The organism is Bacteroides sp. AF34-31BH, assembly GCF_003602795.1.
Classification (GTDB): domain Bacteria; phylum Bacteroidota; class Bacteroidia; order Bacteroidales; family Bacteroidaceae; genus Bacteroides; species Bacteroides uniformis.
In genome coordinates this window covers 113149-132439 of sequence record NZ_QTLV01000009.1, presented here as the reverse complement: position 1 = coordinate 132439, position 19291 = coordinate 113149, and the positions used below count along the sequence as shown (strand labels likewise).

17 protein-coding genes are annotated in these 19291 nt (G+C 47.2%); 8 read left to right on the top strand and 9 right to left on the bottom strand.

The window, feature by feature from the left end:
- Positions 1-56 precede the first annotated feature (56 nt).
- Entirely contained in the window at positions 57-410 is a 354-nt protein-coding gene (panD, locus tag DWZ67_RS14125) for an aspartate 1-decarboxylase (RefSeq protein WP_005823568.1), read from the bottom strand.
- 32 nt (positions 411-442) lie between these two features.
- On the bottom strand, positions 443-1300 hold the full coding sequence (gene panC / locus DWZ67_RS14120; protein ID WP_120139114.1) for a pantoate--beta-alanine ligase: 858 nt from the start codon (positions 1298-1300) through the stop codon (positions 443-445).
- A gap of 246 nt (positions 1301-1546) precedes the next feature.
- Here panC and DWZ67_RS14115 point away from each other — a divergent pair, with 246 nt between their 5' ends.
- On the top strand, positions 1547-2371 hold the full coding sequence (locus tag DWZ67_RS14115; protein ID WP_005823572.1) for a glycogen/starch synthase: 825 nt from the start codon (positions 1547-1549) through the stop codon (positions 2369-2371).
- Positions 2372-2394: 23 nt separating this feature from the next.
- Positions 2395-3978, top strand: a complete 1584-nt coding sequence (locus tag DWZ67_RS14110) for a DUF4270 domain-containing protein (protein WP_120139112.1) — start codon at positions 2395-2397, stop codon at positions 3976-3978.
- Positions 3979-4058: 80 nt separating this feature from the next.
- Here the strand turns inward: DWZ67_RS14110 and DWZ67_RS14105 are convergent, their stop codons facing one another.
- Genes DWZ67_RS14105 through DWZ67_RS14095 form a run of 3 tightly spaced genes read right to left on the bottom strand, consistent with a single transcriptional unit; the run spans position 4059 to position 8715 of the window.
- Positions 4059-5474 (bottom strand): glycoside hydrolase family 57 protein, encoded by a 1416-nt coding sequence (locus tag DWZ67_RS14105; protein WP_057088348.1) that lies wholly within the window; start codon positions 5472-5474, stop codon positions 4059-4061.
- 17 nt (positions 5475-5491) lie between these two features.
- Positions 5492-6760, bottom strand: coding sequence for a glycosyltransferase family 4 protein (locus tag DWZ67_RS14100; protein ID WP_008666090.1), 1269 nt, complete (start codon positions 6758-6760; stop codon positions 5492-5494).
- Positions 6761-6774: 14 nt separating this feature from the next.
- Positions 6775-8715 (bottom strand): glycogen debranching enzyme N-terminal domain-containing protein, encoded by a 1941-nt coding sequence (locus tag DWZ67_RS14095; RefSeq protein WP_016272624.1) that lies wholly within the window; start codon positions 8713-8715, stop codon positions 6775-6777.
- Positions 8716-8885: 170 nt separating this feature from the next.
- On the opposite strand from DWZ67_RS14095, the gene DWZ67_RS14090 reads away from it, so the two are divergent.
- Together DWZ67_RS14090 and DWZ67_RS14085 are read left to right on the top strand one after the other, a co-directional pair.
- Entirely contained in the window at positions 8886-9575 is a 690-nt protein-coding gene (locus DWZ67_RS14090) for a rhomboid family intramembrane serine protease (RefSeq protein WP_044467538.1), read from the top strand.
- A 101-nt stretch (positions 9576-9676) separates the two neighbouring features.
- The gene (locus tag DWZ67_RS14085; protein WP_005823588.1) at positions 9677-10339 is read left to right on the top strand and encodes a Crp/Fnr family transcriptional regulator; all 663 of its coding nucleotides are present in this window, start codon (positions 9677-9679) and stop codon (positions 10337-10339) included.
- A 20-nt stretch (positions 10340-10359) separates the two neighbouring features.
- Here DWZ67_RS14085 and DWZ67_RS14080 read toward each other — a convergent pair whose 3' ends face one another.
- The 4 genes from DWZ67_RS14080 to mscL all read right to left on the bottom strand — a co-directional run bounded on the left by DWZ67_RS14080 (position 10360) and on the right by mscL (position 14925).
- The gene (locus tag DWZ67_RS14080) at positions 10360-11046 is read right to left on the bottom strand and encodes an SGNH/GDSL hydrolase family protein (protein WP_005823589.1); all 687 of its coding nucleotides are present in this window, start codon (positions 11044-11046) and stop codon (positions 10360-10362) included.
- Positions 11047-11127: 81 nt separating this feature from the next.
- Positions 11128-12435 carry a glutamine-hydrolyzing GMP synthase gene (gene guaA / locus DWZ67_RS14075; protein ID WP_120139110.1) on the bottom strand — a complete coding sequence of 436 codons (1308 nt, stop codon included), beginning with the start codon at positions 12433-12435 and terminating at the stop codon, positions 11128-11130.
- A gap of 40 nt (positions 12436-12475) precedes the next feature.
- Positions 12476-14029 carry a glutamine-hydrolyzing GMP synthase gene (gene guaA / locus DWZ67_RS14070; RefSeq protein WP_120139108.1) on the bottom strand — a complete coding sequence of 518 codons (1554 nt, stop codon included), beginning with the start codon at positions 14027-14029 and terminating at the stop codon, positions 12476-12478.
- A gap of 461 nt (positions 14030-14490) precedes the next feature.
- Complete coding sequence (gene mscL, locus DWZ67_RS14060; protein ID WP_016272618.1) at positions 14491-14925, bottom strand: large-conductance mechanosensitive channel protein MscL; 435 nt, start codon at positions 14923-14925, stop codon at positions 14491-14493.
- 141 nt (positions 14926-15066) lie between these two features.
- Between mscL and gap the strand changes: the two genes are divergently transcribed.
- The 4 genes from gap (at position 15067) to DWZ67_RS14040 (ending at position 19267) form a co-directional block, all read left to right on the top strand.
- Positions 15067-16077, top strand: a complete 1011-nt coding sequence (gene gap, locus DWZ67_RS14055) for a type I glyceraldehyde-3-phosphate dehydrogenase (RefSeq protein WP_005835458.1) — start codon at positions 15067-15069, stop codon at positions 16075-16077.
- Between the two features lie 140 nt (positions 16078-16217).
- Complete coding sequence (locus DWZ67_RS14050; protein WP_057282052.1) at positions 16218-18275, top strand: M3 family metallopeptidase; 2058 nt, start codon at positions 16218-16220, stop codon at positions 18273-18275.
- Entirely contained in the window at positions 18272-18796 is a 525-nt protein-coding gene (locus tag DWZ67_RS14045) for a DUF4847 family protein (RefSeq protein WP_044467541.1), read from the top strand. Before DWZ67_RS14050 ends, DWZ67_RS14045 begins: the two co-directional genes overlap by 4 nt.
- 12 nt (positions 18797-18808) lie before the next feature.
- Complete coding sequence (locus DWZ67_RS14040) at positions 18809-19267, top strand: deoxycytidylate deaminase (RefSeq protein WP_005835453.1); 459 nt, start codon at positions 18809-18811, stop codon at positions 19265-19267.
- Positions 19268-19291 lie beyond the last annotated feature (24 nt).

Below are 19291 nucleotides of genomic sequence, written 5' to 3'. Positions count from 1 at the left end.
CCCCGTTTACAAATAAATTGCAAACAGGGCTTTATTTCCATATTTCAATAAAGAGACTACTTCACCACCTTGTTCGTTGCCGGGTCGGGGAAAATCACCGTCGGCTTGAACGACTTGGCTTCTTCAAAGTCCATCAGCGCGTAGGACATGATAATAACGATGTCATCAGGTTGCACCTTGCGGGCTGCCGCACCGTTCAGGCAAATTTTGCCAGAGCCACGCTCGCCTTTAATAATGTAGGTTTCAAAACGTTCACCGTTATTATTGTCGGCTATATACACCTTCTCGCCGGCAATCATGTTGGCGGCATCCATCAAATCTTCATCAATCGTAATGCTTCCCATATAGTTCAGGTTCGCTTCCGTGACGCGGGCACAATGGATTTTCGACTTCAACACTTCAATCATCATATCTTTATAAATTACGAATTACTAATTATAAATTACAAGGCAGCAGGCTCTTTGTACTTGATATTGTCAATCAGACGGACTTCCCCACAGAATACTGTGATGCAACCCACAGCATAAGAAGTTTCCTCCCAATCGGTAATCTTCTGTAAGGTATTGCCATCCACCAGCTCAAAGTATTCCAAACGCAATCCGGAGGCGGCTGCGATGGTGTCTTCCACAAACTTCTGTGTCTCAGCTACCGTATGTGAGGCTCCAAAGGTACGACTTTCAAATAAAGTCTGCGAAATTCTCAGTGCATTTTTGCGTTCTTCGGCAGATAAACGGGCATTGCGGCTGCTCAGAGCCAACCCGTCTTCCTCACGGACAATGGGACAGCCTACAATTTCCAAAGGATACTTCATCTGGCGGACCATCTCGCGAATAATTGCCAGCTGCTGGAAATCTTTCTCGCCGAAGTAGGCACGATCCGGCTGCACAGCATCAAACAGTTTGCTCACAATCTGGCAAACACCATTAAAATGTCCCGGACGGAATGCCCCTTCCATCACTGTGTCCAGCGGCGCATAGCTGAAACGGCGGGTATCCGGTTCCGGATACATCTCCTCCACCGAAGGAGCAAAGACAAATGCCGCTCCACACTCCTCCAGCAAACGGCAATCAGCCTCCGGTGTACGGGGATATTTCACTAAATCATTCTTGTCATTAAACTGGGGCGGATTTACAAAAACGCTTACTACGGCAGCGTCATTTTCTGCCACACAACGTTTCACCAATGAGGCATGACCGGCATGCAAGGCACCCATCGTAGGTACCAAACCTACCTTCTTTCCTTGGGCTCTCAAAGCCGAAAGTCCGGCCTGCAAGTCCTTGATAGTATGTACTATTTCCATTTTAATTGGTTATATAATAACTTGGTTGTTCGCAAAAGCGGTGCAAAATAAACCATTATTTAGCATATAAAGAAGAAATATCGCAAATTAATGCAAAACTCAGTACACTTTCCGGCAATTCCAGAAGCAGCTGTTTCACTGAATAACAAGCAGTTAACAATTCATAAGGAATTATAGACGGGCTCTGTTTGCTTTATTGCCCGATTTTTTTTATATCTTTGCAGAATAATTGAGAACATTGTTATTATGACAAAGGCGAACAAGGTTTTATTTATAACCCAAGAAATTACCCCTTACGTTTCAGAATCCGAAATGTCCCTCGTAGGCAGAAACCTACCTCAGGCTATTCAAGAAAAAGGCAGAGAAATCAGAACGTTTATGCCCAAATGGGGAAATATCAACGAACGCAGAAACCAGCTGCATGAGGTGATACGACTCTCCGGCATGAACCTCATCATTGACGATACCGATCACCCGCTCATCATCAAGGTTGCCTCTATCCAGTCTGCACGTATGCAAGTATACTTCATCGACAACGATGACTACTTCCAGAACCGCTTGCAGGTAACAGACGAAAATGGTGAAGAGTATGAAGACAATGATGCCCGTGCCATCTTCTATGCCCGTGGCGTACTGGAAACGGTGAAGAAACTGCGTTGGTGTCCCGACATCATCCACTGCCACGGCTGGATGACCGCTTTAGCGCCTCTGTACATCAAAAAAGCCTATAAAGACGAACCTTCCTTCAGAGATGCCAAGGTCATATTTTCCCTTTATGAAGATGACTTCAAACAACCTTTCCACGCAGACTTCTCTAACAAGCTATTGTTGAAAGGCATCGCCAAGAAAGATATTGCAGGATTGAAGGAACCCATTGACTACACAGCACTTTGCAAACTGGCTGCTGACTTCTCCGACGGCATTATCCAGCAAAGCGAACACGTCAATGAGGAAGTACTGAACTATGCCCGCGAATCCGGAAAACCGGTATTGGAATATCAATCTCCCGAAAACTTTGCTGAAGCCTGCAACGACTTCTACGACAAGGTATGGGAAACAGAACAAAAATAAAATTGATTTAGACAGTTAAAACTATGAAAGTAAGATATCTGGGAACATTGCTTTTGGCAGTCCTGACTTTCTTTGGATGCGATGACAACACCGGAACATTAGGTCTGGGTATGATGCCCGATTCTGACGGCATGTCAGCGCATACTACTACTTTTAATGTAACAACACGTTCATTTGCCGTTGATTCCGTATTTGCCAAAACGAGTACCGGCTATATAGGCAAGTTTTCCGACCCGGAATTCGGTTATTACGAAACAAGTTTCCTTACGGAGCTGAACTGTACGGAAAACTTCTCCCTTCCGGAAGTGTATAAAGTGACCGAACGGGACAGTGAAGGAAATCCAATCAAGGCAACTGGTACAATGACTGCCGACTCGGTAGTTTCAGTGCAACTGGCAGTCTATTATTCCAGTTGGTTCGGCGACTCCCTGAATGCATGCCGGATGAGTATCTATGAACTGGACAAGAAGCTGGACAAAAATCGCTATACCAATATCAATCCAGAAGAATACTACAACAAGTACGACCCCAAGTCCCTGCTCGGACGTAAGGCTTATTCAGCTTTCGATACGTCTGTTCCGGATTCTGTGAGATTTGAAAAGGACAATAATGGTTATTATACTTTCTATCCCAATGTGACGTTCCCATTGGACAAGAAAACTTTCGGCGAAGACAGAATATTGAAGGTTTATCGCGAGCATCCCGAATACTTTAAAGACGCCGCAACTTTCATAGACAAGATTTTCAAAGGAGTATATGTAAAGAGCGATTACGGAGATGGAACCATCCTCTATGTGGATTATGTGGCTTTGAATATGCAATTCCGTTTCCACCACGTAAATGATACTACCGGTGTAGCACTGAAGAAAAAAGATGGTACAGACTCTTTGTTCTATAGCATGCAGACTGTATTTGCCTCTACCAAAGAGGTTATCCAGGCAAACCAGTTCCTGAATTCAGATTTGATAAAGGAAAAGGCTGCCGAATCTCAGCACACTTACATTAAATCTCCTGCCGGTATCTTCACCGAAGCTATCATGCCATACGATTCAATATACAACAAACTGACCAATGACACCCTGAATGCCGTGAAACTGACTTTCACGAATTACAATATAAACAGTGACTACGAATATAGCATGAGTGCTCCCAATGACGTGCTGTTGATACGTAAGCAGGAGTTGAAGAGCTTCTTTGAAGAGAACAAAGTCAGGGATAATATTACCTCATTTACAACCACCCACAATGCATTTGCTACCAATCAATATGTATTCAGCAACATAGCCCGGTTGGTTACCACTTGCATCAACGAAAAACAAGCTGCCAAGAAAGCCGCCAAAGAAAAGGCCGGCAGTTCTTGGAATGAGACAGAGTGGGAAAAAACTTGGAACAAAGAAAATGAAGACTGGGATAAGGTATTGCTGATTCCGGTTTCCATTACCTATGACAGCAGTACAAGCAGCAGCGGCAACAAAACCATAACCGGTATCCAAAACGACCTCAAGCCGGGATATGCCAAACTAAAAGGCGGCCCGAAAGAGAATGCAAAAGGCGAAGTGGAATCTCCGCTGAAAATAGAAGTTACATACACCAGTTTCAACAAGTAACTGACAGATATTCCATAAAAAAGCCTTCCGCTCATTGTAGAGCGGAAGGCTTTTTTGATTGATGGGACAAGCTGCCGATATTATTCAGCAGCCTTTTTAGTTGTTTTCTTTGCGACAGGCTTTTTGGCAGGAGCCTTGGCCTTTGCCGGTTTTTCTGCGGCAGATTTAGCTGTAGCCTTGCTCTCTTTCTTTTCTGCAGCCTTTATCTTCTCCAACTTGGCCTGTGCTTTCTCCAATTCCTTATGCAGTTCCTCTATCTCGGCACCTTGGTTCTGGATAGTGGTCAGCAATGCATTCAGTTCTTCGTTATCTATATCCACCGGATAGAGAGAATCAACACGTTTGATAAAGTCACCAAGAATATTCATATAATTGGTAAAAGCATCAAAAGGAGATTCATAAATACCACGGTTCAAGCCGACACCGCTTTGCTTGGTAGTCATGAAACGGAAGTTGTTACTTGCCTGCAGATAATCCCAGTCTTGCTTGATACGGCGGTCATCACAGAGATGGACACGTTCGGCAACACTATACAACTTGTTGAATGCTTCACGCTGCATCACGTTACCCAGCCAACAGCTGGTATCTCTTTCTTCGTCCACCCAAGACATCGGATATGGAACGTCCAACTGGGAAACAGATTTCAGTTTGGTAACGATTTCCGTCGGTGTGGAGAAAGTAATCCCCTTTTCCTTGGCACAGTATGGAAGAGCCTTCAGGAATTCCAGAATATTGGAAGACAACGGCTGTGCCATGCCCAGAGCAGAGAGCTCCATAAAGATGTTGATGACCTGCTCTTCCTGCGGTAAAGCATCAATCCAGTTGATGTACTTGTCGGCAAACAAAGGATACTCGTTCCACTCGGAGTTGGAGAAGCGCAGGCTGATGTCGTCAGACAGCTTAAAGTCACGCAACAGCAACTTCAAGTTAGGATTCATAGAGCAATGGTATACATAGTGCGGACTCTTCCAACCCAGAACATGCTTGGCTCCTTCCGTCAGCATACCCTTGAATCCCAAAGCTGCCACCATCGCACCAATCTCGTCATTATAAATCAGACTGGAATTACGGAACACCTTCGGTGCCTTACCGAACATTTGCTTCATCTTAGCGCTCTGACGCATCACCTCTTCCTTGAAGCAATCCTCGTTGGCCAGAGAAGAAAGGCCATGGGAATAAGGCTCGGCAAGGAACTCACAGCAACCGGTATCATTCAGCTGGTGCAACAAGTCGATGACAGCCGGCGCATATATTTCCAACTGTTCCAGCGCAACCCCCGAAATGGAGAAAGCCACTTTAAACGCACCTCCGGAATTCTTCACCATTTCAATCAGGGTGTTCAATGCCGGGATATAAGAGCGTTCGGCTACATCATTGATACTGGTTTCATTGGCATAATCATCGTAGTAATAATGATCGGTACCTATATCAAAGAAACGGTAACGTTTCAGATGAATGATTTGATGTATTTCAAAATAAAGACAGATAGTTCTCATTTCTATTATTGTTTTTGTTATTTACCATAGTTTCTTAACACATCCTCGTAGAGGGCGCGGATTCTCAAACCTACTTTTTCCCACGTGATTCCATCCACTTCCTTCTTGCCTTCCTCCTGCAGATATTGGAAGAGAGCGGGATTGGTGCAGAGAGAATAAATGGCATCGGCCATTGCATGAATGTCCCAATAATCGGTCTTAATGACCTTATCAAGAATTTCACCGCATCCCGACTGCTTGGAAATGATGGAAGGAGTTCCACACTGCATGGCTTCCAGCGGAGCGATACCGAAAGGCTCGGAAACGGAAGGCATAACGAATACATCACTGTTCTTGTAAACCTCATATACCTGCTTTCCCTTCATGAAGCCCGGGAAGTGGAACCGGTCGGCAATGCCCCGCTCGGCCGCCAGATTAATCATGGCATCCATCATATCTCCCGAACCGGCCATCACAAAGCGGATGTTGCGGGCACGCTGCAATACCAGCGAAGCTGCTTCCACAAAGTATTCCGGCCCCTTCTGCATGGTGATACGGCCCAGGAATGTCACAATCTTTTCTTTGGAATGGTCGGGACGCGGAATGTCCTGGTATTCCTGCGAGAGAGGATAGACGGCATTGTGCATGGCAAACACCTTCTTGGGGTTCTGATGGTACTGCTCAATAACCGTGCGGCGGGTCAGTTCGGACACGCACATGATGCAGTCGGCATAATCCATACCGTTCTTCTCCATAGAATAGACGGTAGGATTGACTTTTCCGCGCGAACGGTCAAAGTCCGTAGCATGGACATGGATACAGAGCGGCTTTCCGCTCACCATCTTGGCATGCACTCCGGCAGGATACGTCAGCCAGTCGTGGGCATGAATAATATCAAATTCCTGCTGGCGAGCCACTACTCCGGCAATCACCGAGAAGTTGTTTATCTCTTCGTGCAGGTTGCCGGGATAACCGCCGGCAAAGTCCATGCAGCCTATGTCATTGACGTGCATATAAGAGAAATCCGAATAAATATGGTCGCGGAAAGAATAATAATCTTCCGGCGTCATGTTGCGCGTCAGCCTCGACTTCAAATAATTGTAATCGACATCACGCCACACGATAGGCACCTGGTTCATGCCCACTATCTTCAAGAAGTCCTCTTCTTCGCCCGTCGGCTTGGGCATGCAGAAAGTAGTTTCCACATCACCCTGCAAACTCAATCCCTTAGTTATTCCATAAGAAGCAACCGCAAGACCACCATATATTTTGGGAGGAAATTCCCATCCAAACATTAAAACTTTCATCTTCGTTCCTCCTTTTATAAATTATACTTAGACAATAACTTCAAGATACGCAGGATTTCCGCCGTATTCATGGCAAATGACACCGCCCCTCTTCCAACAAACGGAGGATTACCATCGAAGAGTTCGGGCAATGCGCCAATACAGTGGGAAGTCATTTCATCTTCCATACCGATGAGGTATCTCTCTACAAACGACACGCCACTCACTTTATAGATACGCAGATATGCTTCCATGTAGAAGCCCAGCAGCCATGGCCACGCTGTTCCCTGATGGTAGGCATAGTCTCTCTGTATCTGAGGGCCGACATAATTCGGATTGTATCCGCCACTCTTGGGGCTCAGTGTACGCAAGCCCTTCGGAGTCAACAGTTCTTTCGTCACAATATCGAGTACCTGTTTCTTTTGGGCCCTATCCAACGGAGAATAGTCAAAGGCAACGGTAAATATCATGTTGGGACGTACGCTCCAGTCCATCATATAACCATCCACATAGTCGAACAGATAGCCATACTCATTGCGGAAGACGTCTACAAAAGACTTTCCGGTGATTTCTGCCTGAGCGTCCAGTGTATCGGCAAGAATTTCATTGCCTCCCTCCCGAACCATATCGGCTACAAAACGCAGGGCATTGTACCATAGTGCATTCACTTCCACAATGTAGCCCGTACGCGGAATAACCGGGCGGCCATTGGCGGTAGAGTTCATCCAGGTAACCGCTTTCTCGGTGCCATTGGTATACAACAGTCCGTTTTCGTGCAGGAAGAGATTGTCATGCCTGCGTTCACGGATATAGCCAACAATCTCCTCAAGGAGATTACCGTACATCTGCCGGCAATTTTCACGCGAAGTCTCCTTGGCATACTGCTGTAAAGCCCAGACAGCCCACAGCAGCACATCCGGATGCTCCATCTCGTATATCTTATAAGAGGAAGGCTCTCCATTGATAAACTCACGGATAGCCTTTTCGGCTGTTTTCATCACGTCTTCAAATTCATCTTGCTCGCCTAAGGCCAAAGTAAGACCCGGCAGGGAGATGAACAAGTCACGGGCACGACACTTGAACCAGGGATAGCCTGCAAGCACATAATGCTCCTCGCCCTGCTTGTTGTGGAACTGGTGCGCCGAGTTTTTCAGACAGTGGTAGAAACTGTCACGCGGAGTGCGGTCGGCCACCTCGGACTCAAAAGTCTGCTTCAGCTTGCGGGGAGAAATCTCGGAGATACCGGCGGAGAAGACAACGCTTTCCCCTTTCTTTATATCCACTTCAAAATATCCCGGCACATAAAGGTCTTCGTTGAAGTCATATCCGCGTTCCTGTTCTTTGGGATACTCGATACCACGATACCAGTCAGGCTGGAAGTGGAACTCATTCTTTTTGTTGAGCTGCATGAACAACTCCGGATAACCGGGATACATGCAGGTTTTAATGCCATTCTCTACCAACTGGTAGTCGCGGCTTGCCTGCGCATTTTCGTGCGTGTACTCGCGCACACTGCGGAATGCCAGGAAAGGGCGGAAACGAAGTGTGGTTGCCGAATGGGCATCGACCAAGGTATAACGAATCAGAATCCGATTTTCATGGTGTACGAAAATCTTTTCCTTACGAAGGATGACGCCTCCTACACGATAGGTAGTTGTGGGGATATTTTCACAGTCGAACTCTCGGATATACTTGTGCCCGTTAGGACTGAAGTGGTTTCCTTGATACTTATGCAACCCCAGGTTGAACTCCGCACCGTGCTGAATTACAGTTTCATCCAAAGAAGACAGCAGCACATGGTTTTCATCATCGAGGTTGGGGACCGGTATCACCAACAGACCGTGATATTTGCGTGTGTTACAATCTACAATTGTTGTACAATGATAGGCTCCTGACCTATTCGTCCGCAATATCTCCCTTGGCAAAGATTCTTGCAGATTAATCATCAGGGTCTTGTCAAATCGTAAATAACTCATAGTTGTGCATTATTTAAAGGTTAATTATTTCGGTATATGCGCTACAAGCCATGTAGCGATGCCCAAAAATACGAATTAAAGCTTATAGGCAAAATAAAAAGTCAGTTTTTTTTCGGTTTTCGTCAAATATTCCGTAGTATTGTACAAAAATAGCAATCACTGTACGAAATATGAAGCATGATATACGCAGAATGGCATTGGCGGCGGTTATACCCCTATTCCTGCTATTCATTTTATACATTTTAAAGTTTTTGGAGACAGGCATGGATTGGAACTTCACACGACTGGGAGTATATCCGCTGGAACAGCGGGGCGTGTTCGGAATTTTCGCACATCCACTGGTACACAGCAGTTTCAAGCATCTGTTCGCCAATACGATTCCACTCTTTTTCCTGATGTGGTGTCTGTTCTATTTCTACCGGCATATAGCCCCCTACATCTTCTTTGCCATTTGGATAGGATGCGGTGCGCTTACCTTTCTTATAGGGAAACCGGGATGGCATATCGGAGCCAGCGGCATCATATACGGACTGGCTTTTTTTCTGTTCTTCAGCGGCATTCTGCGCAAACATGTACCGCTTATCGCCATTTCACTGTTGATAACGTTCCTATATGGCGGCCTGGTATGGAATATGTTCCCACAATTTGCCAAAGCCACCACTTCCTGGGAAGGACACCTTAGCGGAGCCATAGCAGGCACGCTATGCGCCATAGGCTTTATGGGATACGGTCCCCAACGGCCCGATCCGTTTGCCGGAGAGGAAGACGAGGAGGAAGACGAAGATGAGGAAAACAATGAGGATGAGGACGATAAGAAGGAAGAGGAGAAAGATGAGGATTCGTCTACAAGGATTGAATAGCACGTTTAAGAAACAATAAAAAAAACAAAAAGAGGGGCAAAGAGTTTACAGTACACCTTGATAATATCTACTTTTGTTTCAAAACAAGAAGAAAAAGCATTATGAATACAATGTTTGATACATTACTGCAACTGCCACTCTTTCAAGGACTCGCACAAGAAGACTTTACCAATATCCTGGGGAAAGTCAAGCTGAGCTTTACAAAGCATAAAGCCGGCGAAGTTATCGTGAAAGCCGGTGACACATGCAGTCAACTGATATTCGTATTGAAAGGTGAAATTTCCTCATGTACTTCATCTGCGAATACATCATACAGCTCCACGGAATATTTTCAGGCACCTTATGTCATCGAGCCACAATCTCTGTTCGGGATGAGCACCTCCTACGTCTCGGCCTATACCGCCCAAACCGAGACCCACACAGTGAGCATCAGCAAGGCTTTCGTCATGAGCGAATTGTTCAAATATGACATATTCCGCCTGAATTACATGAATATCATCAGCAACCGCGCCCAAAGCCTAAACAGCCGTCTTTGGGCAGAAAGCACCGACAACCTTGAGAAACGTATCGGCAACTTTATCCTGACACATATCGAACGTCCGTCAGGCAGGAAAATACTGAAAATAAAAATGGAAGAATTGGCTCAGGTGGTCAATGATACCCGTATGGGAGTATCAAGAGCGTTGAACAGCATGCAGGAGAAAGGCCTGCTCGAACTGCACAGAGGCGAGATGATGATTCCCGACGCAGAAAAGCTCTTATAGGCCACCTGAACCGGGATTTCCTACAACACCTTGTCTATCGCTTTCTTTATCAAGGCTTCCATCACTTTATACCCTTCTAGAGTGGGGTGTACCCCATCCCGGGTATACGAGGAGTTCAGAGCCTTATTGTCGCCTTCCACCATCTCACTGTAATAGTCGACATAAGGAATCTTGTTTTCCTGGGCATACTTCCGGATTCTGGCATTCAGCTGCATTATCTTTTGCGGAGCATCCTTCACCGAAGGATTCCAGCCAAAGGCAGCGGCAGGCAACACAGACGTCAAAATCACCTTTATCTTATTGGCCCGTGCCAGCTCTACCATAGACACTATATTTCCAAAAGTGTATTCTTCATTATAAGCGCCTGCATTTTCCGCAATGTCATTGGTACCTGCATTTATCACGACCAGCGCCGGAGCAAGCTTGATGACATCTTCGCGAAAACGGAGCAGGAAATGGGAAGAAGTCTGCCCGCCTATACCACGGCCCACATAACCGTTGTCTTCAAAGAAAGCGGCATCGTTTGCCACCCATCCTTCCGTGATGGAGTTGCCCATAAAAACCACCCGGTCCTTCTGTTTTCCCTTCCGTACCAGTTCCTTGTTTGCCTCTGCATAGCGTTTCAAATTTCCCCAGTCCTGCTTCTGTGCGTCAGAGGCTACCCAGGGGATGCACAAAAAGACAGCAATCATACATAAAAGTTTCATTGTTCTATTCTTTGTTGTTTTGTTATAAAAAAAACAGCCCCACCGTTTTTAAGGTGAGGCTATCATTATCATCGGTCAATCTCACTCCCACTCGATAGTCGCATTGGGTTTCGGAGACATATCATAACAAACGCGATTGACGGTTTTCACTTCCTTGAGAATACGGTCGGTAATCTTCATTAGGATGGGCCAGTCCACCGGCTCAATGGTAGCGGTCATGGCATCCACTGTGTTGACGGCACGGATAATGACGGGCCAGTCGAACGAACGTGCATTGTCGCGTACACCCACAGATTTGAAATCGGGCACCACAGTGAAATACTGCCATACCTTCTTATCCAGGCCTGCCAGTTGGAATTCCTCACGCAGAATGGCATCCGACTCGCGTACAGCCTCCAAGCGGTCGCGGGTAATGGCTCCCAGACAACGTACTCCCAATCCGGGACCGGGGAACGGCTGACGGTAAACCATCTCGTACGGCAATCCAAGCTCTACACCGCATGCACGTACTTCGTCCTTGAACAGCTGGCGCAACGGCTCCACCAATTCAAACTGCAAATCCTCGGGCAGACCGCCTACGTTGTGATGAGACTTCACCATCTTGGCTGTTTTTGTGCCACTCTCTACAATATCGGGATAGATGGTACCTTGTCCCAGGAAGTCGATACCGTCCAGCTTGCGGGCTTCTTCCTCAAAGACACGGATAAACTCTCCGCCGATAATCTTGCGCTTTTCTTCCGGGTCAGCCACGTTTTCCAGCTTGGAGAGGAAACGGTCTGTAGCATCCACGTATATCAAGTTAGCTTTCAGCTCCTTGCCAAAGATTTCCACCACGGCTTCCGATTCGCCCTTACGCATCAGTCCGTGGTTCACGTGTACGCAAACCAGCTTGTCTCCGATGGCTTTCAGCAGCAAAGCGGCCACTACGGAGCTATCCACACCACCGGACAGTGCCAGCAGCACCTTACGGTCGCCCACCTGACGACGTATCAACTCCACCTGGTCGTTGACGAAATTCGTCATGTTCCAGTTCGCCTCAGCCTTGCAAGTATCGAACACGAAAGATTTCACAGCCTCCTTGATGGCTTCCACATCATCCGTAAACTGCGGCAGCTTCACTTCGCACAGCGCCTTGTCGTGTCCGGCAGCCATTACGGGGAATCCTGCTTCATAAATCTCGGGCAACACGTCGATGGCCCCCCCGTCAACCACATTGTTGGGGCCACCGTTGATGATGATACCTTTCACATTCGGCAAAGCCTTCAGTTCGGCAGCGGTAATGTCGTGCGGGTAGATTTCACTATATACTCCCAACGCACGAATCGCTCTGGCAAGCACTGTGTTTTCGTGACTTCCCAAATCCAGAATCACAATCATATCCTGCTTCATTCTTCTATATTGTTTTTTAAGTTAATAATTTCAGTCGGTCTTATTCCCATTCTATTGTGCTGGGTGGTTTTGAAGAGATGTCATAGGTTACGCGGTTCACACCTTTCACCTTATTGATAATGTCGTTCGACACCTTGCCTAGAAATTCGTAGGGCAGATGCGCCCAGTCGGCGGTCATGGCATCGGTGGAAGTAACGGCACGCAAGGCAACGGCACGTTCATAGGTACGCTCGTCGCCCATCACGCCCACACTCTGTACGGGCAGAAGAATGACACCCGCCTGCCAGACCTGATGGTAGAGCGATGTCTCGTTGCCGTCGGCATCCTGCACTTTCCAGTCGCGCAAGCCCCGGATGAAAATATCGTCGGCTTCCTGCAGGGTCTGTACTTTCTCCCGTGTTATATCCCCCAGGATGCGGACAGCCAGTCCCGGACCGGGGAAAGGATGACGGGTAATCAGATGTTCGGGCATTCCCAATTCGCGTCCCACGCGGCGGACTTCGTCCTTGAACAGCCACTGCAACGGCTCGCACAGACGGAGGTTCATCTCCTCGGGCAGACCGCCCACATTGTGATGGCTCTTGATGGTCTTGCCCGTAATGTTCAGGCTCTCGATGCGGTCGGGATAAATGGTGCCTTGCGCCAACCAGCGGGCATCGGTTATCTTGTGCGCTTCGGCATCGAAGACCTCGATAAAATCGCGGCCGATGATTTTACGTTTCTGCTCAGGCTCGGTCACTCCCTCCAAATCCTTGAAGAACTTCTCACTGGCATCCACGCCAATCACGTTCAGCCCCAGACACTCGTAGTCGTGCATCACATTCCTGAACTCATTCTTACGAAGCAGCCCGTGGTCCACAAAGATACAGGTCAGGTTCTTGCCGATGGCACGATGCAGCAGCACGGCGGCTACCGAAGAATCCACACCGCCACTCAGTCCCAGGATAACGCGGTCGTTGCCAAGCTGCTCCTTCAGTTCGGCCACAGTAGTATCTACAAACGAGGCGGCGCTCCAGCTCTGGCTGCAACCGCAAACGTCTACCACGAAGTTGCGCAGCATCTGCGTACCGTCCTCGCTGTGGAACACTTCCGGATGGAACTGCACACCCCACATCTTCTCACCCGTCACCTGGTAAGCGGCAATCGCCACCTTGTCCGTAGAAGCTATAGTCTTGAAGTTATCGGGAATGGCGGTAATCGTGTCTCCGTGGCTCATCCACACCTGGCTATTTTCCCTTACCCCCTTGAAAAGGACGTTCTCCGAATCGAAGGAACCGAGATGGGCACGTCCGTACTCGCGAGTACCGGCGGGGTCCACCCGTCCACCGTTGCTGTAGGAGATAAACTGCGCACCGTAGCAGATACCCAGAATGGGGTATTTTCCACGAATCCCGCTCAAATCTACCTTGAATGCACTCTTATCATAAACAGAAAAGGGGCTACCCGAAAGGATAACTCCTTTTACACTCTCATCTCCGTGTGGAAATTTGTTGTAAGGTACAATCTCGCAATAGACATTCAGTTCGCGCAGCCGGCGGCCGATGAGCTGCGTGGTTTGCGAACCGAAATCAAGAATAATAATCTTCTCTTGCATATAAATCCGTATAGACTTTAATAAATGATTTGCAAAAGTAGAAAAAGTAAAGGAATTATCAGGGATAATGTGACAGAAAAACGTTTTTTTTCAAAAAACAGCTTTAAATTCAGGCTAGAACTATCCACAAGGATACTAAAAGCTATTCTTACCACAACCGTGCTGTTTTCTTACCACAGCTATGCAACTTGCTTACCACAGCAATGTTATTTTCTTACCACAGCTGTGGTAAGATTACTGCTTAGTATAAAAAGGGACAGTTTCCGGCGGTACCGGGGAGAGTTAAATGCATTAGGGGATGTATCAAAAGCCATGAACGCTTTCATCATGTTATAATATTAGGCGCGGATTACGCGGAATAACGCGGATTCAGTAAAATAAATCCGTGAAATCCACGTAATCCGCGCCTAAAAAAAGCGTCAAGAGGGTTTTGACATCCCCTATGAAGTTCCGCTTCGATATTACTTTTCTTTCAGCAAATCACGGATTTCGGTCAGCAGCACCTCTTCCTTGCTCGGGGTAGGGGGAGCCGGAGGAGCGGCAGGCGCCTCTTCTTTCTTCTTTTCAGTCAGCTTGGTCAACAACTTTATGAACATGAAGATAGAGAATGCTATAATCAGGAAGTCGAAGGTGACCTGCAAGAAATTACCGTAATTCAGGGTCACGGCAGCAATTTCTTTTCCGTCCACCATTTCGGCAGGTTTCAGCACCCACTTCAAGTCTGTAAAGTTGACACCGCCCACCAGTAGCCCGATAGGAGGCATAATCACATCTGCCACGATGGAAGAGACAATTTTTCCAAACGCACCGCCGATAATCACACCGACAGCCATGTCTATCACGTTGCCTTTCATGGCAAAAGCCTTAAATTCCTGTAAAAATGAACTTTTTCCCATCTTTTCAATTATTTAATTATGATTTTGGCTACGAATATAAAAACATTTTCTTACTTTTGCACCGCAATTCGATAAAGAAATGCAATTTATAGGCGAAAGTTTATTTTTAAACATTATAAAACCCTTAAAAGTTTAAACAAAATGATTAAAGTAGGTATTAATGGATTCGGACGTATCGGACGTTTCGTATTCCGCGCTGCAATGAAGAGAAACGATATTCAGATCGTAGGTATCAACGACCTTTGCCCGGTAGATTACTTGGCTTACATGCTGAAGTATGACACTATGCACGGCCAGTTCGACGGTACTATCGAAGCTGATGTTGAAAACAGCAAATTGATCGTTAACGGTCAGGCTATCCGCATCACTGCAGAAAGAAACCCGGCTGACTTGAAATGGAACGAAGTAGAAGCTGAATACGTTGTTGAGTCTACTGGCTTGTTCCTGAGCAAGGACAAAGCTCAAGCTCACATCGAAGCTGGCGCAAAATATGTTGTAATGTCTGCTCCTTCTAAGGACGACACTCCGATGTTCGTTTGCGGTGTTAACGAAAAGACTTACGTTAAGGGTACTCAATTCGTATCTAACGCTTCTTGTACTACCAACTGCTTGGCTCCTATCGCTAAGGTATTGAACGACAAATGGGGTATCACTGACGGTTTGATGACTACTGTTCACTCTACAACTGCTACTCAGAAGACAGTTGACGGTCCTTCTATGAAAGACTGGAGAGGTGGTCGTGCTGCTTCTGGCAACATTATCCCGTCTTCTACCGGTGCTGCTAAGGCTGTAGGTAAAGTTATCCCGGCATTGAACGGCAAACTGACTGGTATGTCTATGCGTGTTCCGACTTTGGACGTATCTGTAGTTGACTTGACAGTTAACTTGGCTAAACCCGCTACTTACGCTGAAATCTGCGCTGCCATGAAGGAAGCTTCTGAAGGCGAATTGAAGGGTGTTCTGGGTTACACAGAAGATGCAGTTGTTTCTTCTGACTTCTTGGGTGACACTCGCACTTCTATCTTCGACGCTAAGGCTGGTATCGCTTTGACTGATACTTTCGTTAAGGTTGTATCTTGGTATGATAACGAAATCGGTTATTCTAACAAGGTTCTTGACCTGATTGCTCACATGGCATCAGTTAACTGCTAATATACAGTTAGAAAATAATAAAAAATAGGTGACTTCTGCGGAAGTCGCCTATTTTTTTTGCAATTTTGCAGCTAGTTCGTTTTTTATCAGCACCTTTAAAAATGATGAAGATTATACTAACTCTAATATTGCTTTGCTTTATGAACACTATATCGTCTCAAAATCCTTTTTTTGAAACATACTCCACGCTGCACGGCACTGTCCCGTTCGACAAAATCAAGACCGGAGACTATGTACCCGCCGTCCGCGAAGGCATCCGCCGCCAGAATGCGGAAATAGATGCCATCATCCGCAATCCGGAAGTCCCGACATTTGCCAACACTGTGCTGGCCTATGAGAAGTCCGGCGAAATGCTCCACCGTGTCGGTACCGTATTCGGCAATCTGCTCAGCGCAGAAACGAACGATGACCTGCAGGAACTGGCCAAGGAAATCATGCCGATGATGAGCGAGCATGAAAACAACATCAGCCTGAACGAAGAGCTGTTTGCACGCATCAAAGCGGTTTACGAGCAGCAAGACAAAGAGACGCTGAACCCGGAACAGCACAAGCTGCTGGAAGATATTTACAATGGTTTTGTACGCAACGGCGCCAACCTCCAGGGAGAAGCCAAGGAGAAATACCGGGCTTTATGCAAAGAGCTCAGCCTGCTGACGCTGCAGTTCAGTGAAAACAACCTGAAAGAAACGAACGACTACAAGCTTGTCATCACCGACAAGTCACAACTGGCCGGGCTACCCGAGAGCGCGGTAGAAGCCGCTGCAGAGACAGCCGGGGAAAAAGGCGTCGAAGGCTGGGTATTCACCTTGCAGGCTCCCAGCTATGGCCCTTTCCTGACCTATGCAGACAGCCGTGACCTGCGCCGTGAGCTGTATATGGCCTACAATACGAAGTGTACGCATGACAACGCCAGCAATAATCTGGAAATCGTAAAGAAACTGGCCAATGTCCGTATGGAGATTGCCCAACTCCTAGGCTATGACAACTTCGCCGAATACAACCTCCAGGAGCGCATGGCACAAAACAGTGAGTCCGTGTATAAGCTGCTGGACCAACTGCTGGAGGCTTACACGCCCACCGCCAAACAAGAATATGCAGAAGTGCAAGCCCTGGCACGCCAAGCGGAAGGAGAAGACTTCGTCCTGATGCCGTGGGACTGGGCGTACTATTCCCATAAACTGAAGGACCGGAAGTTCAATATCGACGATGAGCTGCTCCGCCCTTACTTTGAGCTGAACAACGTGAAGGAAGGTGTATTCGGCCTGGCAACCAGGCTGTATGGCATCACCTTCAAGAAGAATCCGGATATTCCCGTTTATCACAAGGATGTGGATGCCTACGAAGTCTTCGACAAAGACGGGAAATTCCTTGCCGTGTTCTATACCGACTTCCACCCCAGAGCAGGCAAGCGCTCGGGAGCCTGGATGACCAGCTACAAGGAACAGTGGATTGACGAAAAGACCGGTGAGAACAGCCGTCCCCACATATCCATTGTGATGAACTTCACCAAACCGACACAAGACAAGCCTGCCCTGCTGACCTTCGGTGAGGTGGAAACCTTCCTGCACGAGTTCGGACACAGCCTGCACGGTATGTTTGCCAATTCCACCTACGGAAGCCTGAGTGGAACCAATGTATATTGGGACTTTGTGGAACTCCCCTCCCAATTCATGGAGAACTTCGCCATCGAAAAGGAATTCCTGCATACGTTTGCCCGCCATTACCAAACCGGAGAACTGATACCGGACGAACTGGTACAGCGCATTGTGGATTCCTCCAACTTCAACGCGGCATACGCCTGCCTCCGCCAGGTTAGCTTCGGCCTGCTCGATATGGCTTGGTACACACGTAACACCCCGTTTGAAGGTGACGTGAAAGCCTATGAAAAGAAGGCTTGGGAAAAAGCACAGATTCTGCCTTCTGTGGCAGAAGCCTGCATGAGCACACAATTCTCCCATATCTTTGCCGGAGGGTATTCTGCCGGATACTATAGTTATAAATGGGCAGAGGTGCTGGATGCAGATGCTTTCTCGCTATTCAAGCAGACGGGCATCTTCAACCCGGAGACTGCCGCCTCCTTCCGAGAGAATATCCTTTCCAAAGGCGGAACGGAACATCCGATGACGCTCTATAAACGCTTCCGCGGACAAGAGCCTACAATCGACGCATTATTAATCAGAAATGGAATAAAGAAATGAAGAGACTTATAAGGAACATCTTTTGCATGTTGCTCATGTTTTCGCTGCTCCCCCTGCTAAGCGGTTGCGACAACGAGGACGATGTTATCGGAATATTCACCGGGAAGACATGGAAGCTCAGCCGACTCACCAATAAAGGCAGCAATGCCCAATTCTATCCAAACCTTTGGAACAACAATGAGGAAGAGATGAAGAAGAGTCTGGACAAGCTATATAATCAGAAAAACACCTTCACCCTCAATTTTGAAGGTACCGAACTGGATGGAGAACTGATGGGCACCACCGTCAACGGACAAGGCATCAACTCAAGCGTCAACGGCACTTGGAAAGCCGACGGAGCTTCAGGCTCGCTCAGCATCAGTGTGAAGGTTACGGGGGCTGCAGAAAGCGATGCACTGGCCAAGGCATTCATCTCCGGATTGCAAAACGTGTACAAGTATGAAGGGGATGCCAATTCACTGACCCTCTATTTTAAAGACGGACCGACAACCAGAGTCATGGGATTCACCCCGCAACGATAAAGCATAAATATGATGGACGATTCTACAAAAGACAAACAAGAAGCATTGGATAGGCGTTATATACGTATGGCAAGCATTTGGGCCGAAAATTCGTATTGCCAACGCCGCCAGGTCGGTGCACTGATTGTAAAAGACAAGATGATTATCTCTGACGGCTACAACGGTACCCCTTCCGGTTTTGAGAATGTGTGCGAAGATGAGAATAACGTCACCAAACCATACGTGCTCCATGCCGAAGCAAACGCCATTACCAAAATAGCCCGTTCAAACAACAGCAGTAACGGTGCCACCATGTACGTCACTGCCTCCCCCTGCATAGAATGCTCCAAACTGATTATCCAGGCAGGCATCAAACGGGTAGTCTACTCCGAGAAATACCGCCTGGAAGATGGTATCGAACTTTTGAAACGGGCAGGCATCGAGGTAGTGTTTATTTCAATGGATAATGAAAAGTTGAAAATGGAAAGTTGAAAGTTGCATGCGCAGCCAAATAGT

Excerpts from the sequence above, each read along its gene's own strand:
- DWZ67_RS14050 (WP_057282052.1), top strand. The coding sequence starts at position 16,218 with ATGAACACTATATCGTCTCAAAATCCTTTTTTTGAAACATACTCCACG.
- DWZ67_RS14105 (WP_057088348.1), bottom strand. The coding sequence starts at position 5,474 with ATGAGAACTATCTGTCTTTATTTTGAAATACATCAAATCATTCATCTG.
- DWZ67_RS14095 (WP_016272624.1), bottom strand. The coding sequence starts at position 8,715 with ATGAGTTATTTACGATTTGACAAGACCCTGATGATTAATCTGCAAGAA.
- guaA (WP_120139110.1), bottom strand. The coding sequence starts at position 12,435 with ATGAAGCAGGATATGATTGTGATTCTGGATTTGGGAAGTCACGAAAAC.
- DWZ67_RS14110 (WP_120139112.1), top strand. The coding sequence starts at position 2,395 with ATGAAAGTAAGATATCTGGGAACATTGCTTTTGGCAGTCCTGACTTTC.
- DWZ67_RS14100 (WP_008666090.1), bottom strand. The coding sequence starts at position 6,760 with ATGAAAGTTTTAATGTTTGGATGGGAATTTCCTCCCAAAATATATGGT.
- gap (WP_005835458.1), top strand. The coding sequence starts at position 15,067 with ATGATTAAAGTAGGTATTAATGGATTCGGACGTATCGGACGTTTCGTA.
- DWZ67_RS14045 (WP_044467541.1), top strand. The coding sequence starts at position 18,272 with ATGAAGAGACTTATAAGGAACATCTTTTGCATGTTGCTCATGTTTTCG.
- panC (WP_120139114.1), bottom strand. The coding sequence starts at position 1,300 with ATGGAAATAGTACATACTATCAAGGACTTGCAGGCCGGACTTTCGGCT.
- DWZ67_RS14080 (WP_005823589.1), bottom strand. The coding sequence starts at position 11,046 with ATGAAACTTTTATGTATGATTGCTGTCTTTTTGTGCATCCCCTGGGTA.
- DWZ67_RS14115 (WP_005823572.1), top strand. The coding sequence starts at position 1,547 with ATGACAAAGGCGAACAAGGTTTTATTTATAACCCAAGAAATTACCCCT.
- DWZ67_RS14040 (WP_005835453.1), top strand. The coding sequence starts at position 18,809 with ATGGACGATTCTACAAAAGACAAACAAGAAGCATTGGATAGGCGTTAT.
- mscL (WP_016272618.1), bottom strand. The coding sequence starts at position 14,925 with ATGGGAAAAAGTTCATTTTTACAGGAATTTAAGGCTTTTGCCATGAAA.
- DWZ67_RS14090 (WP_044467538.1), top strand. The coding sequence starts at position 8,886 with ATGAAGCATGATATACGCAGAATGGCATTGGCGGCGGTTATACCCCTA.
- guaA (WP_120139108.1), bottom strand. The coding sequence starts at position 14,029 with ATGCAAGAGAAGATTATTATTCTTGATTTCGGTTCGCAAACCACGCAG.
- panD (WP_005823568.1), bottom strand. The coding sequence starts at position 410 with ATGATGATTGAAGTGTTGAAGTCGAAAATCCATTGTGCCCGCGTCACG.
- DWZ67_RS14085 (WP_005823588.1), top strand. The coding sequence starts at position 9,677 with ATGAATACAATGTTTGATACATTACTGCAACTGCCACTCTTTCAAGGA.